Origin of the sequence: Streptomyces sp. NPDC050674 (genome assembly GCF_040654575.1) — a bacterium.
Classification (GTDB): domain Bacteria; phylum Actinomycetota; class Actinomycetes; order Streptomycetales; family Streptomycetaceae; genus Streptomyces.
In genome coordinates this window covers 397,002-411,311 of sequence record NZ_JBFAIG010000002.1, presented here as the reverse complement: position 1 = coordinate 411,311, position 14,310 = coordinate 397,002, and the positions used below count along the sequence as shown (strand labels likewise).

Annotated in this window: 14 protein-coding genes; 6 read left to right on the top strand and 8 right to left on the bottom strand. The window is 74.8% G+C overall.

All coding sequences use genetic code 11. The features are described from left to right. Positions 1-73: 73 nt before the first annotated feature. On the bottom strand, positions 74-622 hold the full coding sequence (locus AB0I06_RS05220; protein ID WP_363117367.1) for a TerB family tellurite resistance protein: 549 nt from the start codon (positions 620-622) through the stop codon (positions 74-76). Positions 623-772: 150 nt separating this feature from the next. Continuing rightward, positions 773-2,683 (bottom strand): hypothetical protein, encoded by a 1,911-nt coding sequence (locus AB0I06_RS05215; protein ID WP_363117366.1) that lies wholly within the window; start codon positions 2,681-2,683, stop codon positions 773-775. 310 nt (positions 2,684-2,993) lie between these two features. On the opposite strand from AB0I06_RS05215, the gene AB0I06_RS05210 reads away from it, so the two are divergent. Next, positions 2,994-3,356 (top strand): DUF1304 domain-containing protein, encoded by a 363-nt coding sequence (locus AB0I06_RS05210; RefSeq protein WP_363117365.1) that lies wholly within the window; start codon positions 2,994-2,996, stop codon positions 3,354-3,356. A 1-nt stretch (position 3,357) separates the two neighbouring features. Here the strand turns inward: AB0I06_RS05210 and AB0I06_RS05205 are convergent, their stop codons facing one another. Next, positions 3,358-3,771 carry a DUF5994 family protein gene (locus tag AB0I06_RS05205; RefSeq protein WP_363117364.1) on the bottom strand — a complete coding sequence of 138 codons (414 nt, stop codon included), beginning with the start codon at positions 3,769-3,771 and terminating at the stop codon, positions 3,358-3,360. A gap of 262 nt (positions 3,772-4,033) precedes the next feature. Between AB0I06_RS05205 and AB0I06_RS05200 the strand changes: the two genes are divergently transcribed. Further along, the gene (locus tag AB0I06_RS05200; RefSeq protein WP_363117363.1) at positions 4,034-4,408 is read left to right on the top strand and encodes a DUF6479 family protein; all 375 of its coding nucleotides are present in this window, start codon (positions 4,034-4,036) and stop codon (positions 4,406-4,408) included. A 44-nt stretch (positions 4,409-4,452) separates the two neighbouring features. Further along, positions 4,453-4,944: a hypothetical protein gene (locus AB0I06_RS05195; protein ID WP_363117362.1), complete on the top strand. Its 492-nt coding sequence runs from the start codon at positions 4,453-4,455 to the stop codon at positions 4,942-4,944. Here the strand turns inward: AB0I06_RS05195 and AB0I06_RS05190 are convergent. Both AB0I06_RS05190 and AB0I06_RS05185 read right to left on the bottom strand, forming a co-directional pair. Next, positions 4,938-5,675 carry an Ig-like domain-containing protein gene (locus AB0I06_RS05190; protein ID WP_363117361.1) on the bottom strand — a complete coding sequence of 246 codons (738 nt, stop codon included), beginning with the start codon at positions 5,673-5,675 and terminating at the stop codon, positions 4,938-4,940. The two genes, AB0I06_RS05195 and AB0I06_RS05190, sit on opposite strands and share 7 nt — an antisense overlap. 141 nt (positions 5,676-5,816) lie before the next feature. Next, the gene (locus AB0I06_RS05185; protein WP_363117360.1) at positions 5,817-7,478 is read right to left on the bottom strand and encodes a glycoside hydrolase family 13 protein; all 1,662 of its coding nucleotides are present in this window, start codon (positions 7,476-7,478) and stop codon (positions 5,817-5,819) included. A 315-nt stretch (positions 7,479-7,793) separates the two neighbouring features. Here AB0I06_RS05185 and AB0I06_RS05180 point away from each other — a divergent pair, with 315 nt between their 5' ends. Beyond that, positions 7,794-8,741 carry an LAETG motif-containing sortase-dependent surface protein gene (locus AB0I06_RS05180; RefSeq protein WP_363117359.1) on the top strand — a complete coding sequence of 316 codons (948 nt, stop codon included), beginning with the start codon at positions 7,794-7,796 and terminating at the stop codon, positions 8,739-8,741. 279 nt (positions 8,742-9,020) lie between these two features. Here the strand turns inward: AB0I06_RS05180 and AB0I06_RS05175 are convergent, their stop codons facing one another. Then, complete coding sequence (locus AB0I06_RS05175) at positions 9,021-9,995, bottom strand: nucleoside hydrolase (protein ID WP_363117358.1); 975 nt, start codon at positions 9,993-9,995, stop codon at positions 9,021-9,023. Positions 9,996-10,201: 206 nt separating this feature from the next. Here AB0I06_RS05175 and AB0I06_RS05170 point away from each other — a divergent pair, with 206 nt between their 5' ends. Further along, entirely contained in the window at positions 10,202-10,747 is a 546-nt protein-coding gene (locus AB0I06_RS05170) for a pyridoxamine 5'-phosphate oxidase family protein (protein ID WP_363117357.1), read from the top strand. Positions 10,748-10,777: 30 nt separating this feature from the next. On the opposite strand, the gene thrS is transcribed toward AB0I06_RS05170, so the two are convergent. Then, positions 10,778-12,028 (bottom strand): threonine--tRNA ligase, encoded by a 1,251-nt coding sequence (thrS, locus tag AB0I06_RS05165; RefSeq protein WP_363117356.1) that lies wholly within the window; start codon positions 12,026-12,028, stop codon positions 10,778-10,780. 672 nt (positions 12,029-12,700) lie between these two features. On the opposite strand from thrS, the gene AB0I06_RS05160 reads away from it, so the two are divergent. Continuing rightward, positions 12,701-13,498: a hypothetical protein gene (locus AB0I06_RS05160; RefSeq protein ID WP_363117355.1), complete on the top strand. Its 798-nt coding sequence runs from the start codon at positions 12,701-12,703 to the stop codon at positions 13,496-13,498. Between the two features lie 14 nt (positions 13,499-13,512). On the opposite strand, the gene AB0I06_RS05155 is transcribed toward AB0I06_RS05160, so the two are convergent. Then, positions 13,513-14,301 carry a GAF and ANTAR domain-containing protein gene (locus AB0I06_RS05155; RefSeq protein WP_363117354.1) on the bottom strand — a complete coding sequence of 263 codons (789 nt, stop codon included), beginning with the start codon at positions 14,299-14,301 and terminating at the stop codon, positions 13,513-13,515. Positions 14,302-14,310: the final 9 nt, after the last annotated feature.

Here is a 14,310-nt window from a genome sequence, read left to right as displayed (position 1 = left end):
TCGCCGCGGACTGGAGCCCGCGCCGGGGCCGGGCTCTCGTCGCCGCGGACTGGAGCCCGGTCCGGCTCGGCGGTCAGAGCTGGAACTCGGCCGGGGGCACTCCCAGTGCCGCGCAGGCCTCACGCAGGACGGTGGCCTCGGCCTGGGAGAAGTGGCCGTCGGCACCGGCGATGACCATGCCCGTCTGGATCACGGCCCTGGCCTCGGTGGGCTTCTTGGCGGCCTTGGTGATCTCCTGCATGGCCTCCGCCTTGCCGAGCTGGAAGTTGGCGGTCAGCTGGTCCACATGCTTGTTGAAACGCGTGCGCAGCTGCTCCGGCGGGAAGTTCTGCAACACGTCGTTGCCGAGGATCATCGATTCGACCTGCTGGCGCTCGGCCGGGTCCACCTGCCCGTCGGCCGCCGCGACCAGGGCGCACATCGCCATGCTCGCGTCCCGGTACGCACCGCTCTTCAACTCGTTCTTCAGCGAGCCGAGCTGCGTCTTCAGCAGACCGACCAGCTGGGCCTTGCTGCCGCCGGACCTGGTCGCGCCACCGTGCCCGCCGGTCGTCGCGCTCCGCCCGCCCTGCCCCTGCTGGAGAGCCTTGGCCTGGTCCTTGAGCCGGTCCCACACTGCCATTGACGCCACCTCGGTACTAGTCGGCCACACCTGCCCGCTCACGCGCGCACACCCCACCAACGCCCGGCCCCCGGGCAAAGGTTCCGCAAAGCGCGACGCCGACGGCCCGCACCCGGAAGCCGGGTACGGGCCGTCGTGGTGTGCCGGACGTCAGGCGTCGTCGCGGGAGCGCGGCCTCAGGCGCGGCGCGAGACGGAAGGCCGCGAAGCCCACCGCCGCCAGGGCCGCGGCCACCGCGAGGAGGACGCCGGTGCCCCCCGCGCCGGTGGAGGCGAGGCTGCCGCCGCCGAGGTCCGCCGACGTACCGCCCGTGGTCGAGGTGCCGTCGCCGCCGGTCGTGCCGGAGGTGGCGCCACCGGCCGTCGGGCTCGGCTCGGCGGAGGGGCTCGGGTCGGCCGTGGGGCTCGGGGACGGGGAGCCGGACGCGTCGCCGGGGCCGGGCTCCTCGGTGCCGCCGTCACCGGGGACGACCTCGACCGCGAACTGGGTCATGGCGTCACCGACGGACGCGGCCACGGTGTAGGTGCCCGTGCCCTCACCTGCGGTCAGGGCCGGGGCCTCCGCCCGGCCCGAGTCGTCGGTCTTCACGCGGACGACCCGGTCCTCGCCCTCGAAGCGGGGCGCGTCCTCGCCGGTGTCCTCGACGCGGAACTCCACCTCGGTCCCGGCCGGTGCCGTCGCGCCCGACTTGACCACCCTGGCCAGCAGCGCGTCGGCGAAGTCCTGCCCCTGCTCGGCCTTCTGCCCGTCGCCGCCGGCGATGCTCACGGTGTACGGCGACTCCTTGACCCGCACGGTGAAGACCGTCTCCGCGCCGAGGGTCTTCGCCCGGACGGTGAACCGGCCCTCCTTGTGGCCGCTCAGGTTGATGAAGGGGCTCTGCGCACGCCCCTTGGCGTCGGTCGCGACGACGGCCTTGACGTCGTCGGGGCCGTCGGTGAGGTGGAAGACCGGCTTCACACCGTCCGGGTCGTCGATCGTGAACGTCACCGAGGCGTCCGCGACCGGCTTGCCGTCCTTGTCCCGGGCTCCTACGGCCAGTGGCTTGACGCCACCGCCCGGCTGGGTCGTCACGTCGGTGCCGGAGACCTGGACCAGCCGGTCGACCGCCGGGGACTGCCGCCACTGAAGGACGATCCGGCCCGGGCCGCCGGGGGCGTTGACGCCGCCCTCGGCCACCCCGGAGTCGATCGGGTTGCCGGAGGAGGCCCAGAACGGGTCGGTCTTCTCCGGCGGCGTGGTGCCGTTGCCGACGACCAGCCGGGCGTCGTCCACCCGGGCCGGTTCGGCGAAGCTGGAGCCGCCGCCACCGCTGCCGGTGGTGGGGTCGTTGCCGGTGGTCGAGCCGGTCTCGGCGCCCGTGCCACCGCCCCCGCCCGCGTAACCGGCACCGCCGCCGCCACCGCCGTAGCGGCCCGCGCCGCCGGTGCCTCCGGCCCCGCCCTTGGCGTGGTCGGCGCCCGCGGCGCCGTTGCCGGTCCCCGCGCCGCCCTTCGCTCCGGTGGCGCCCTTGCCGCCGCGGCCCGTCTCGGAGGCGTCCTGACCCGACTCGCCACCGGCGGCGCCCGCCCGGCCGTGGGCCATGTCGCCGCCCCCGCCTCCACCGCCGCCCGCGACGATCAGCGCCGCGCCGCCGCTCGTGCGGATCGCACTGCTGTTGCCGCCGCGCTCGGCGTCGTTGCCGCCCTTGCCGCCGAGGGCGTCACCGGCGTTCGGCCCGGCGACGGCCACGCTCAGCGTCTCGCCCGGGCTGACCTTCACGGTGCCGGCGACGAAACCGCCCGCGCCGCCGCTCGTCATGGAGTTGCCGGCGCCGCCCTCTCCCCAGGCCCGGACGTCCAGGCCCGTCACTCCGGACGGCACCGTGAACTCCTGCTTCGCCGTCGCCGGGTCGAACAGCCGGCAGCCGGAGAAGCCCTCCGTCGGCGTGCAGGCCTTCCCGGCGAGCACCACGCTGCCGGCGGCCGTCGCGGCGCTCGCGCCCGTCAGGGCGGTGCCCGCGGTCAGCGCCACGAAGGTCAGGGCCGCGGCGCCGCGGCGGAACGCGGCGCGGCGTGGCACGGCAAAACCGTGATGCATCAAGAAAACTCCCCCACTCGTCACGAGCTCCCCCCCAGGGAGCCATGAAGTGCTCGATCCAGAATCGAACATGACAGTGTGACAGCTGATCAAACCTTGGACACCGGGTCAACCGAGAATGGTCGGTTCCGGACAAGCGGGAAGGCCGGTCCCGGCTCCCGAGCGGCACACGCGGGGACGCGACGGCCGGGTCCGGCCCTCCTCTGGCCGCAATCTGCCACCCGGCGCGGCGGGCCGCCTCCCGGGAGGGCCCGAACGGGGACGGCCCGGGGCGGCCTGTGATGATGAGCGCATGTCGACCGTCGCCACGCTCGCGGTGCTGGCCCTCGCCGCGCTCCACGCCTACATCCTGGTGCTGGAGATGTTCCTGTGGACCACGCCGCGGGCCCGGGCCGCCTTCGGCACCACCGCCGCCTTCGCCGCCGAGACGAAGGCCCTGGCGGCCAACCAGGGCCTCTACAACGGCTTCCTCGCCGCCGGACTGGTGTGGGGCGCGGTGGCGCCCGACCCGGTGGGCTTCCAGGTGTCGGTGTTCTTCCTGGTCTGCGTGGCGATCGCCGGGGTCTACGGCGCCGCGACCGCCAGCCGGAAGATCCTCTTCGTGCAGACCGTCCCGGCGCTGGCCGCCCTGGCCCTGGTGCTGCTCGCGCGCTGAGTCACACGCCCTCGGTGACGGCCCGGTCCATGAGGCGGACCGCCTCCGCCCGCGCGGTCGCGGGCGGCACCACCAGCAGGTCCCAGCGGCCGCGGCCGGGGGCGAGCAGACAGACGGTGTGCGGGGCGGTCGGCGAGTCCGTACGGCCCACGTGCACCTCCTGGCCCGCGACCACCAGCCGCTCCGGGCAGACCGGCCAGGTGTCCCCGTTGACCAGGACGCTGCTGATCCGGCCCCAGGCGTCCGGCAGGCCGCCGAGCAGCCCGGGCAGTTCGGCGGCCAGGTCGTACGAGCGGGGCCACCACGCCCCGTCGATGCGGCGGGCGGTGCGGTCCTGACGCCGCTGGTCCGCGAGCCGTAGCCGGACCTCGGACGGCGCGGGGGCGGACGGCGGGGGAGAAGGGGCGGACGTCATCGTTGGGCTCCTGCTGCGGAGGGGATGCGGACCAGGAGGTGGCGAAGCCGCGAGCCCGGTGGGGGAGGTCCTGCGAGTGCCTGGAGCGCCGGGGGCGGGACCGGTTCGGCCACCGGTTGCGGCATACCCCCGGTTCCTCCACCGTACCCCGCGCCGCCCGTGAGGCCGCCGTGAGCCCGCTGCCGGCATGGAGCGGTTTGCCCGGGTTTTACGCTGGGGCATTCCGGGCGCTTTATAGCATTCCGTCGGTGATACTTGGGGCATGAATACGGCAACGTATGCAGAACTGGCGGCGTCGTCAGATCACGCGGTCGCCGTGACCATCGCGTTCGTCGGCGGGCTGATCGTGGCCTGCGCGCTGATCTGGGCCGTACGGGTCGGGATGCGCGTCATGGACACGGACACCCATCACCCCGCCCCGGAAGAACAGCCGCACCTGCCGGACACCGGGCCGGTCCGCGAGACGCGGGAGATGCGGGAGCCCGACGACGTGCCGGTCGTCGCGCGCGACGGGCAGCGGCTCATGCCCCATGAGCTCCACCGCGCGAGCACCAGGACCGGAAAGGACCAGACGCCGCGCCGCTGGTCGCCCGGATCCAGCGGATCCTTCGGCGGCGGCGGGCTCGGACGCACATGACGCCGTGGCTCCGGGAGACGCGGACGCGGACGCGGGCAGGCGGCATGGCTGCCCGCCGTCGCGGGCGCCGGGCGACGGCAGGGGCGGCCGCGGCGCTGGCCCTGTCCGCGGTGCTCGCGGGATGCGGCGGTGACGACAGCCCCGCGGACACCGTGCGCAAGGCGGAGTCCGCGGTGGGGTCGATCGCCTCGGAGGCCGGCGAGGCGGTGGAGTCCGCCTCGGCCGAGGCCCGCGAGCGGCTCGACGACATCCAGGACGGCACCGACGTCAAGGGCGACGTGACGACCGGCCCGCCCGTCACCGGCTCCGACGGCCGGGTCCGTACGGAGGTCACCGCCCGCAACACCGACGACGCGTCCCGCTCCTTCGCCGTCCAGGTCACCTTCCGGGACGCCGGGGGACGACTGGCCGACACGGTCATCGTCACGGTCGACCACGTGCAACCAGGGCACTCCGCCACGGCGACCGCCCGCAGCACCCACGACCTCTCCTCCGGCCCCGTGCGCACGGAAGTGACCCGGGCCGTCCGCTACTGACCCCGCCGGGCCGGCCGGTCCGCCGCGACCGAGATGTCGATCTGTTCGCTCATCGCGCTCACCCCGTTCAGGGTGGCGACCGCCTGGAGGCGGTTGGAGCCCGCTTGGAGGCCGGGGACCGGGACGCAGGTCCAGGCGCCGTCGGCCGTCGCGGTGGTCGCGCAGACCTCCTGGTCGTCCTTGTCGCGCACGGTGACCCGGGCGCCCGGGTGGGCCGTGCCGGAGATCTCCGGCCGGCCGGCCAGCGGCACACCGGACAGGGGGCGGGACAGCGTCGGTGCGGCCAGGCCGACGGTCACGGCACACCGGCCCACGGCCCGCGGCACGCCCCGGGCGTCGGTGACGCGCAGGGCGCAGCCGCGCAGCCGGGTGCCCGGGACGGCGTCCGCCGGTACCGCCAGCACGAAGGGGAACACCCGGTCCGGCCCGGCCGCCTCCCCGGTCATCGTGTACGTCGCGCTGCGCCCGTCGGCGGCGACCGCACCGCGGCTGCCGGACGTGCCGGGCGGCGTGCCGGTCACCCGGGCACCCCGGGGCGCGGTCAGTCTCAGCGTCGCGCCCCCGGCCGTGTCCGGGACGCCCGCGACCTCGACGATGCCCTCCCGGCCGGGGACGACGGTCGCGGCACCCCACAGCCCGCCGTCCCGGGCCGCCGCGGGTGCGCCGGGGAGCGCGAGCACCCCCGCCACGACGGCTCCCGCCACGACCGTGGTCTTCCTGTACCTGTTCATCGCGGGCGGGGCTCCCTGTGCTGCGGACGTCGACTGCGCTGTGCCTGCGATTCTCCGGTCCGTCAGGCGCGGCGGCGCGTGCGCGTGGGCCGTGCGGGTGGGGGGCGGCAGGCGCACCGGCCCCGCCTGCCGCCCTGGTGACTAACGCCCCAGCCACGCCGTCGTGTCCGGGCCGAGCCGGCCGTCCTCCAGGGGCGCGCTGGTCAGCAGGACCTCACCGGCCGGCAGTTCGACCGGCGCGCCGGACAGGTTGGTGACACACCGCCAGCCCTCGCCGCGGTCGAACCGGAGCACGCCGTCCGGGGCGTCCGCCGCCCAGGTCAGCTCCTCGCCGTCGAGGAGTTTGCGGCGCAGCCGCAGGGCCGTGCGGTACAGCTCCAGGGTGGAGCCCTCGACCCCGTCCTGGGCCTCGACGGCGTAGGCGGCGAAGCCGGGCGGCTGGGGCAGCCAGGCACCGCCGGGCCCGAAGCCGTACGAGGGCCCGGCCGTGGTCCAGGGCAGGGGGACGCGGCAGCCGTCGCGGCCCTTGCGGACGTGGCCCGTCTGCTCCCAGATCGGGTCCTGGAGCACCTCGGTGGGCAGGTCGGCGACCTCGGGCAGGCCGAGTTCCTCACCCTGGTAGACGTAGGCCGAGCCGGGCAGCGCCAGCATGAGCAGGGTGGCGGCCCGGGCCCGGCGCAGTCCGGCCGCCTCGTCGACCGCCGGGGCGTGGCCGCCGGAGACCAGCCAGGCGTTGAGGTCGGTGCCGGGCGGCAGCATCAGGCGGGAGGCGTGGCGGATCACGTCGTGGTTGGACAGCACCCAGGTGGCCGAGGCGCCCGCGGCCCGGGCGGTGGCGAGCGAGTCCGTGATGACCTGCCGAAGCTCGTCCGCGTCCCAACCGGCCTCCAGATACTCGAAGTTGAAGGCCTGACCCAGTTCGTCCGGACGGGCGTACAGGGCGCGCCGGGCGCCGGGCACCCACGCCTCGGCGACGGCCATGCGGGGTGGGCGGTATGCGTCGAGGATCTTGCGCCAGTCGCGGTAGATCTCGTGCACCTCGTCGCGGTCGTAGAAGGGGTGCGTGCCGGGCGGCAGGGCGGTGAGCCCCTCCTCGCGGCTCAGTTCGGGACGGCCGAGGTCGCGCAGGGGTTCGCTCAGGTCCTTGACGAGGGCGTGGGCGACATCGATGCGGAAGCCGTCGACACCGCGGTCGGACCAGAAGCGCAGGGTGGTGCGGTAGTCGGCGCGGACCTCCTGGTTCTCCCAGTTGAGGTCGGGCTGCTCGGGGGCGAACAGGTGCAGGTACCACTGCCCGTCGGGCACTCGCTGCCACGCGCTGCCGCCGAAGACGGACTGCCAGTCGGTGGGCGGGAGCTCCCCGTGCTCGCCGCGGCCGTCGCGGAAGACGTAGCGGTCGCGGGCCGCCGAGCCGGGCCCGGCGTACAGGGCCTCCTGGAACCAGGCGTGCCGGTGCGAGGAGTGGTTGGGCACGATGTCGACGATGACCTTCAGGCCGAGGCGGTGGGCCTCGGCGACCAGCGCGTCGAAGTCGTCGAGGGTGCCAAGCCGCGGGTCGACGTCCCGGGGGTCGGCGACGTCGTAGCCGCCGTCGGCGAGCTCGGAGGGGTAGAAGGGGCTCAGCCACAGGGCGTCCACGCCCAGGGCGGACAGGTGACCGAGGCGGCGGGTGATGCCGCGCAGGTCGCCGAGTCCGTCGCCGTCGGCGTCGGCGAAGCTGCGGGGGTAGATCTGGTAGACGACGGCCTGACGCCACCAGTTCGGATCCCGGGACGACAGGTCGAGGGTGGAGCGATCGGTCACGCGGTCTCCTTAGAAGGGCATGTGGGCGACAGCATTAAATCTGTCCAGAATGCCGGAAAAAGGAACCATCGTGTTGATCGGAGTGATCCATTCCTGCTGTGACGAAAGTGTGATGGCAGCGCAACTTCCTTTGCATCAGCGCAGGTTGACAGCGTGCTGCGGCGCCGCCACGATGGGGGCTCACTGAGGCGCATGTGACCAATGAGCCCAGTGTTTCTCAGACCCTCACCCCCGGTGCGGCCCCGGCAGCCGCGCGCCGCGCGCTGCCCGCATGCCGTCACCCGGGTTCTGCAGACGCCAAGAAATGGGATCCGCATGTCCATAGCGAGACGTGTCACCGCGCGCCGCCTGCTGGGGACGGGCGCCGCGGCCCTCGCCCTCTGCGCCGCCTCCGCCACCACCGCGTTCGCCAACGGTACGCCCGGCGGCGACGGCTGGTCGTCCGGTGGCAGCTACAAGCCCGGCACGGGCGCGGGCACGGAGACCGGGACCGATCGCTGCCAGTTCTCGCTCGACGGCACGAACTTCTACGACTCGGTCAAGGTCGACGACCAGAACCTGAAGCCGACCGAGGACGGCAAGGTCCACATCAAGGTGCGCACCGCCGGTGACGCGGCCACCTGCACGGCCTCCCTGGCCTCCTACCTCGCCCACGGCGCGACGTTCGCGACCTCCGGCGAGCAGGTCTTCGTCGACTTCGACACCGTGACGGTCAAGCCGGGCGTCACCGAGTCGCTCGACATCGCCATCCCGGACAAGGGCTGCTTCGGGCAGATCGACCTCTACCGGGGCGCGGTGAAGTTCGACGGCGAGCTCGACGCGAAGGACGGCTTCGAGCACGGCGAACTGCCCAAGGGCCCGGACCGCCCGGTCATCAAGGACAAGCTGATCGCGGCCTGGAACGGCGGCACGAAGGAGTGCACGACCCCGCCGCCGGCGGAGGAGCCCCCCGCCTCCACGCCGCCCGCGTCCACGCCGCCCGCGTCCCCGTCCGAGCCGGCCGAGGAGACCACGCCTCCGGCGTCCCCGTCCGAGCCGGCCGAGCCCTCGACGCCGCCGTCCTCCGACACGGACACGCCCACGCCGAGCGCCTCCGAGTCGACGCCCGTCGCGCCCAAGCCGAACGGCGGTGGCGGCGACCTCGCCGAGACCGGCGCCGACAGCAGCACCGGCCCGATCGCCTTCGGCGCGGCGGCCCTGCTGGCCGGCGGCGCGGCCCTCGTCGTCGCGACCCGCCGCCGCGCGGCGAAGCGCGGCGTGTAGCACGCCCGAACCCGAAGAGAAGCGCCCGGTGTGCCGCCGTCCGGCGGCGGCACACCGGGCGTTCTCATGCCCGCGCGGCCGGACCACCGCGGCCATGTCGCCCGGCGGGCGCGCCGTCTCGCCCGGCGGGTCGCGCATGACGGCCCTCGGCGTCACGAACGCCACGCCCCGGCGAGCGCCGCCGTCGCCCTCTTCGTCGCCGTCGCCGTCGCCGCGGCCAGGGCGCTCACGGCGGCGTCCCACCGCACCACCGTCGGCGGCCTCGGCACGGCCGGTGGATCACGTCTCGACGGTCGACAGGTACAGCTTCACGTAGCGCTCGACGTCCACGTCCAACGCGACGTCCACCAGGGCCTGTTCGCGCGTGCCCTCATGGAGTTCCGACTCACCGGGCCGGGCGCGCCGGTCGACGATCGTCATGCCGCGGGCCGGTCCTGGTGCCAGGGAGACCTCCACCGGGAGGCGGTGGGTCGTCAGGCCCTCCGGGTCGGCGACCGCGCACACCGCACCCGCGTCCCCGAGACCGCCGGCCGTCTCGGAGGGGTCGTCGGGGCGGCTGTCCGGACGGGCGGGACGGTGGGCGAGCAGCTCCCCGGCCAGCCGCGCCCCCGGCTCGCCGCTCGCGCGCAGCCGCCGCACATCCGCCGCGGGCACCACGACCCGCGTGAACACGTCCAGGCCGTACATCGTGATCGGCACCCCGGCGGTGAGCAGGATCGCGGCGGCCTCCGGATCGTGCCAGACGTTGAACTCCGCGACGGGCGTGGCGTTCCCGACGGCCGCCGCGCCGCCCATGAAGACGATCCGCTCGATGTTGCGGACCACCTCCGGATGCGTCCGCAGGAGCAGCGCGATGTTCGTGAGCGGGGCCATGGGGATCAGGGTCACCGGGCGCGGGGAGGCGAGGATCTCCCGGCGCAGCAGCGTCACCGCGTCGACGTCGGCGGGCCCGCGCGTGGGCTCCGGCAGGCCCAGATCGCCCATTCCGTCGTGGCCGTGCACGTGCCGCGCCGACCGGGGCGCCTCGATCAGCGGCCGCTCGGCGCCCCGGGCGACGGGGATGCCGGGCGCGCCCGCCTGCTCCAGCACGGTCAGGGTGTTGCGCACCACCCCGTCCACGTCCGTGTTCCCGGCCACGCAGGTGATCGCCCGCACGTCGAGCGCCGGGTGCCGTACGGCGAACAGCAGGGCGAGGGCGTCGTCGACGCCGGTGTCGCAGTCGATGATGACCGGGATGCGCGGGCCGTCCGTCACGGCGGGACTCCTTCCATCGGTTCCCCCGAGAAGCTTCCTGGCAGCGACCCTACGGCCTGCGCGACGGCCCGTTCCGGCAGCGCGGGTGCAGGACCGCCGTATCGCAGGGACCGCCCTATCGCACGGACCGCCGTATCGCAGGGACCGATGAGTGCGGCCCCGGCGGCCGGTCGTTACCCGTGGAAGGACGAGGAAGGAGTACCGCCATGCCCGCACAGCGACCGACGACCGAACTCGACGCCCGCTACAGCTCCGCGCTCAACCCCCGCCCGGGTGCCTCGCAGGTCACCGCCACCGCCTGGCCCGAGGCGCAACGCCACCTGGAGAACGCGGAGATCTTCTGGGTGTCCACGGTGCGGCCCGACGGCCGGCTGCACGTCACGCCCTGCATCGCCGCCTGGCACGACGGGGTGCTGTACTTCTCGACCGGCCGCCTGGAGCAGAAGGCGAAGAACCTCGCCCACGACGCCCACTGCGCCCTGACCACCGGGTCGAACTCGCTCACCGAGGGGTTCGACGTGGTGGTCCAGGGCACGGCCGAGCCGGTCGCCGACCGTGCGCTGCTGGAGGAGGTGATCACGGCCTACGAGACGAAGTACGGGCCGCACATCACCTCCCCCGAGGGCACTTTCCACGGCATCGGGGACGCCTTCCGCGGCGGCGAGGCGGTGGTGTTCGCGGTGGCCCCGGACACGGCGTACGGCTTCGGCCGGGACGACGGGGTCTACAGCCACACGCGCTGGACCTTCTGACCCCGTCGCGAGCCGGGTGGACCCGTCGTCCTACGACGGGTCCCACAGCGCGGTGCCACGGGCCGCCACGCGGTCCGCGACGCGGCGCAGCAGCTCGGCGCCGGGCAGGGCGTCCGGCCTGCTGCCGTCGCGCAGGCGGGGGGCCACGAGACCGGCGGCGGTCTCCCGGCCGCCGATCACGGCCTGGTACGGCACCAGCCGGCCCGCGCGGATCCGGGCGGCGAGGGTGCCCTCTTCCGGCCCGCTGACCTCGGCGCGCAGACCGAGCTCGCGGGCCCGGCCGGCCAGGGCGTGAGCCGCCTCGGCCTGCTCGTCCCCCACCGGCAGGACGGCCAGCTGCCGGGGTGCCAGCCACGGCGGGAAGGCGCCGCCGTGCTGCTCGACGAGGTGGGCGACCGCGCGCTCCACGCTGCCGATGACGCTGCGGTGCACCATGACCGGGCGGTGTTTCGCCCCGTCGGGACCGATGTAGTGCAGATCGAAGCGCTCGGGCTGGTGGAAGTCGATCTGGACGGTGGAGAGGGTGGCCTCCCGGCCGGCCGGATCGGTGATCTGCACATCGATCTTGGGGCCGTAGAAGGCCGCCTCGCCCTCGGCGGCCTCGTAGGCGAGACCGGACCCGTCCAGGACCTCCCTCAGCAGGTCGGTCGCCCGCCGCCACAGCTCCGGGTCGGCCACGTACTTGCCGCCCTCCCCGGGCAGGGACAGCCGGTACCGGGTGGCGCGGATGCCGAGGTCCGCGTAGGCGCGGCCGATCAGCTCCAGCGCGGCCCGGGCCTCCTCGACGGCCTGCTCCAGGGTGCAGAAGATGTGCGCGTCGTTGAGGGTGATGGCCCGCACCCGGGTCAGACCGCCGAGCACACCGGACAGCTCCGAGCGGTACATGCCGCCCAGCTCGGCCATGCGCAGGGGCAGTTCGCGGTAGCTGTGGGAGCGGGAGCGGTAGATCAGGGCGTGGTGGGGGCAGAGGCTGGGGCGCAGCAGGACCTGCTCGGCGCCCACGTCCATCGGCGGGAACATGTCGTCGCCGTAGTGGTCCCAGTGCCCCGAGATCTCGTACAGCTCGCGCTTGCCGAGGACGGGCGAGTACACGTGCCGGTAGCCGGCCCGGCGTTCCGCGTCGCGGACGTACTCCTCCAGGGTGTGCCGCACGATCGCGCCGTCGGGCAGCCAGTACGGCAGCCCCGCGCCCATCAGCGGGTCGGTGTCGAACAGGTCCAGTTCACGGCCGAGTCGGCGGTGGTCGTGCACGGTGGGCTCCTCGGATCTTGAGGCGAGCACCGCGCGACGAAGCCCCGGGGCACTCGCCCCGGGGCTTCGGACATCTGGGTCAGCTGTCAGCGCGCCGGGACACTCTCCGGCGTCGTCGTCGAGGACGGGTACGGCTGGGCACGCTGCATGGGCGCGACGGTAACAGGGGCTCGCGGGTCCGGGCGACGGGTTTTCGGGGGGCCCCGGGACGGGCGACGGGTTCTCGGCGGGTTGCCCCGCGGCCGGGCGATGAGTTCGGCGGGTGGCCCCGGGGACGGGCGGGGGGTTCTCGGCGAGTAGCCCCGCGGCCGAGCGACGGGTCGGCAGGCAGCCCGCGCCCGAGCGACGGATCGGCAGGCAGCCCGCGCCCGGGCAACGGGTTCTCGACAGGTCGCCCCGCGCCCGGGCGACGGGTTCTTCGACGGGTGGCCCCGGGGACGGGCGACGTCCTCGGCGAGTAGCCCCGCGGCCGAGCGACGGATCGGCAGGCAGCCCGCGCCCGAGCGACGGGTTCTCGACAGGTCGCCCCGCGCCCGGGCAACGGGTTCTCGGCAGGTCGCCCCGTGCTCCCGGGGCGCTCACCCGGACGGACTGTCTCGCTGGTGGGCGGGCGGTCGCGGTGGTGCCGTAAGAGCACCACCCGAGCTTGGAGGGACCGCCCCGCCCGGCGGCGCCTCCATGAGCCCCGCAGGAGGCACCCCGATGACGCACCCTCCGGCCCCCCGTGCCCTCCTGGCCTCCGCGCTGTCCGTGACGGCCCTGCTGGCCACCGGCTGTTCCGTCGCGGACGAGCCGCGCCCCCGGTGGTTCTCCGCCTCCGCGTCCCCCTCCGGCGTGTCACCCTCCGCCGCGTCGCCCGCCGTCGAGCAGCCCGCCGGTTCCGGAGCCGCCCTCACCGAGGCGCAGGCCCGGGCGGCGCTGGTCACCGAGACCGACCTCGGGGAGCCGTGGGGGCCGACCCGGGGCGCGCGGACCTGGCGGGACGGGCTGCTCAAGGCGACCACGGAGGACCCGGACTGCCAGCGGCTGCTGGACGTCCTCTACACGGAGGAACCCTTCGGCACCCCGAAGGGCCCGCAGGCGACGTCCGCGCTCGACGACGGGGACACCGAGGCCCAGTTGCACTACCGGGTCGCCGCCCATCGCCCGGCGGACGTGGACCGCGCACTGGACTGGATGAAGTCGCTGCCCGGCCGGTGCGGCCAGTTCACGGCGGCGACCACCCGCGGCGGCGTCCAGGGCGTCGAGGTGCGGGACCTGTCGCTGCCGCCGGTGGGGGACGCCCGGCAGGGCCTGCGGGTCACGCTGGCCGGCGAGACGGAGGAGGGGGAGCTGACGTACCTCACCATGGACCTCGCCGCCGTCCGTGTCGGCGAGGAGGCGATCACCCTCACCAACGCCGGCCTCGACGAGGTGTACACGGAGGTCACCCTGCAGGCCGTGCAGCTCGGCGCGCAGCGCCTGGCCGAGCTCCGCAAGCAGGGCAGGGCGCAGATCTGAGGCTTCGCCCCGGGTCAGTACCGGTCGAAGCGCGTGCGGTGGGCGGTCACGTCCCGTGCCACGTCCAGGGCCGTGCGTCCGCGCGCGAAGGCGTCCGCCCGCAGCCGCGCCAGGGCGTCGTCCGCGCCCACGCCGAGCTGCGCCATGATCATGCCGACGGCCTGGTAGACCTCGTCGTGGTCGGCGGCCAGCCCGCTCAGCCAGTCCTCCCCGTCCGGTGTCCCGGGCTCGGCCCCGTGCGGCAGCGCCATCAGGGCCACCGTCATGACACCCGCCACGATCCGGGCCACGTGCAGCTGGCGGTCGGTGAGCCCGCCCGGCCGGTCCCGGTACAGGTCGAGGGTGCCCACGCACACCGGGCCACTGCCCAGCGGCACCGCGTAGACCGCCCGCACCCCGGCCTCCGTCGCCTGCTGGGCGAAGACCGGCCAGCGTCCGGCGTCTTGGCCGCTGGTCAGGTCGCAGGCGAGCACGGGCGCGCCGTCCTCGAGCGCGCTCTGGCAGGGGCCGTCGCCCAGCGTCGCCTGGATCTGCGCCAGGTGCGCGGCCTGCGCGCTGCTCGCGCTCAGCTGCACGGGCATGCCCTCGCTGCGCAGCGACACGCTGGCGCCGATCACCGGCAGCAGTTCCACCGCGACCTCGCACAGCCGCCCCGGCACCTCTCCGGGCTCGGCGCCCCGCACCCCCCTGGCGATCACGTCGGCGGCACGTACCCCGTCCGGGTCCGGGCCGCCCCCGGTACGGCCACGACCCGGGTCGCCGTCGGGGGCGCCTCGCGGATCGTCCCTGGGCCGCACAGCCACCGCCTCCTT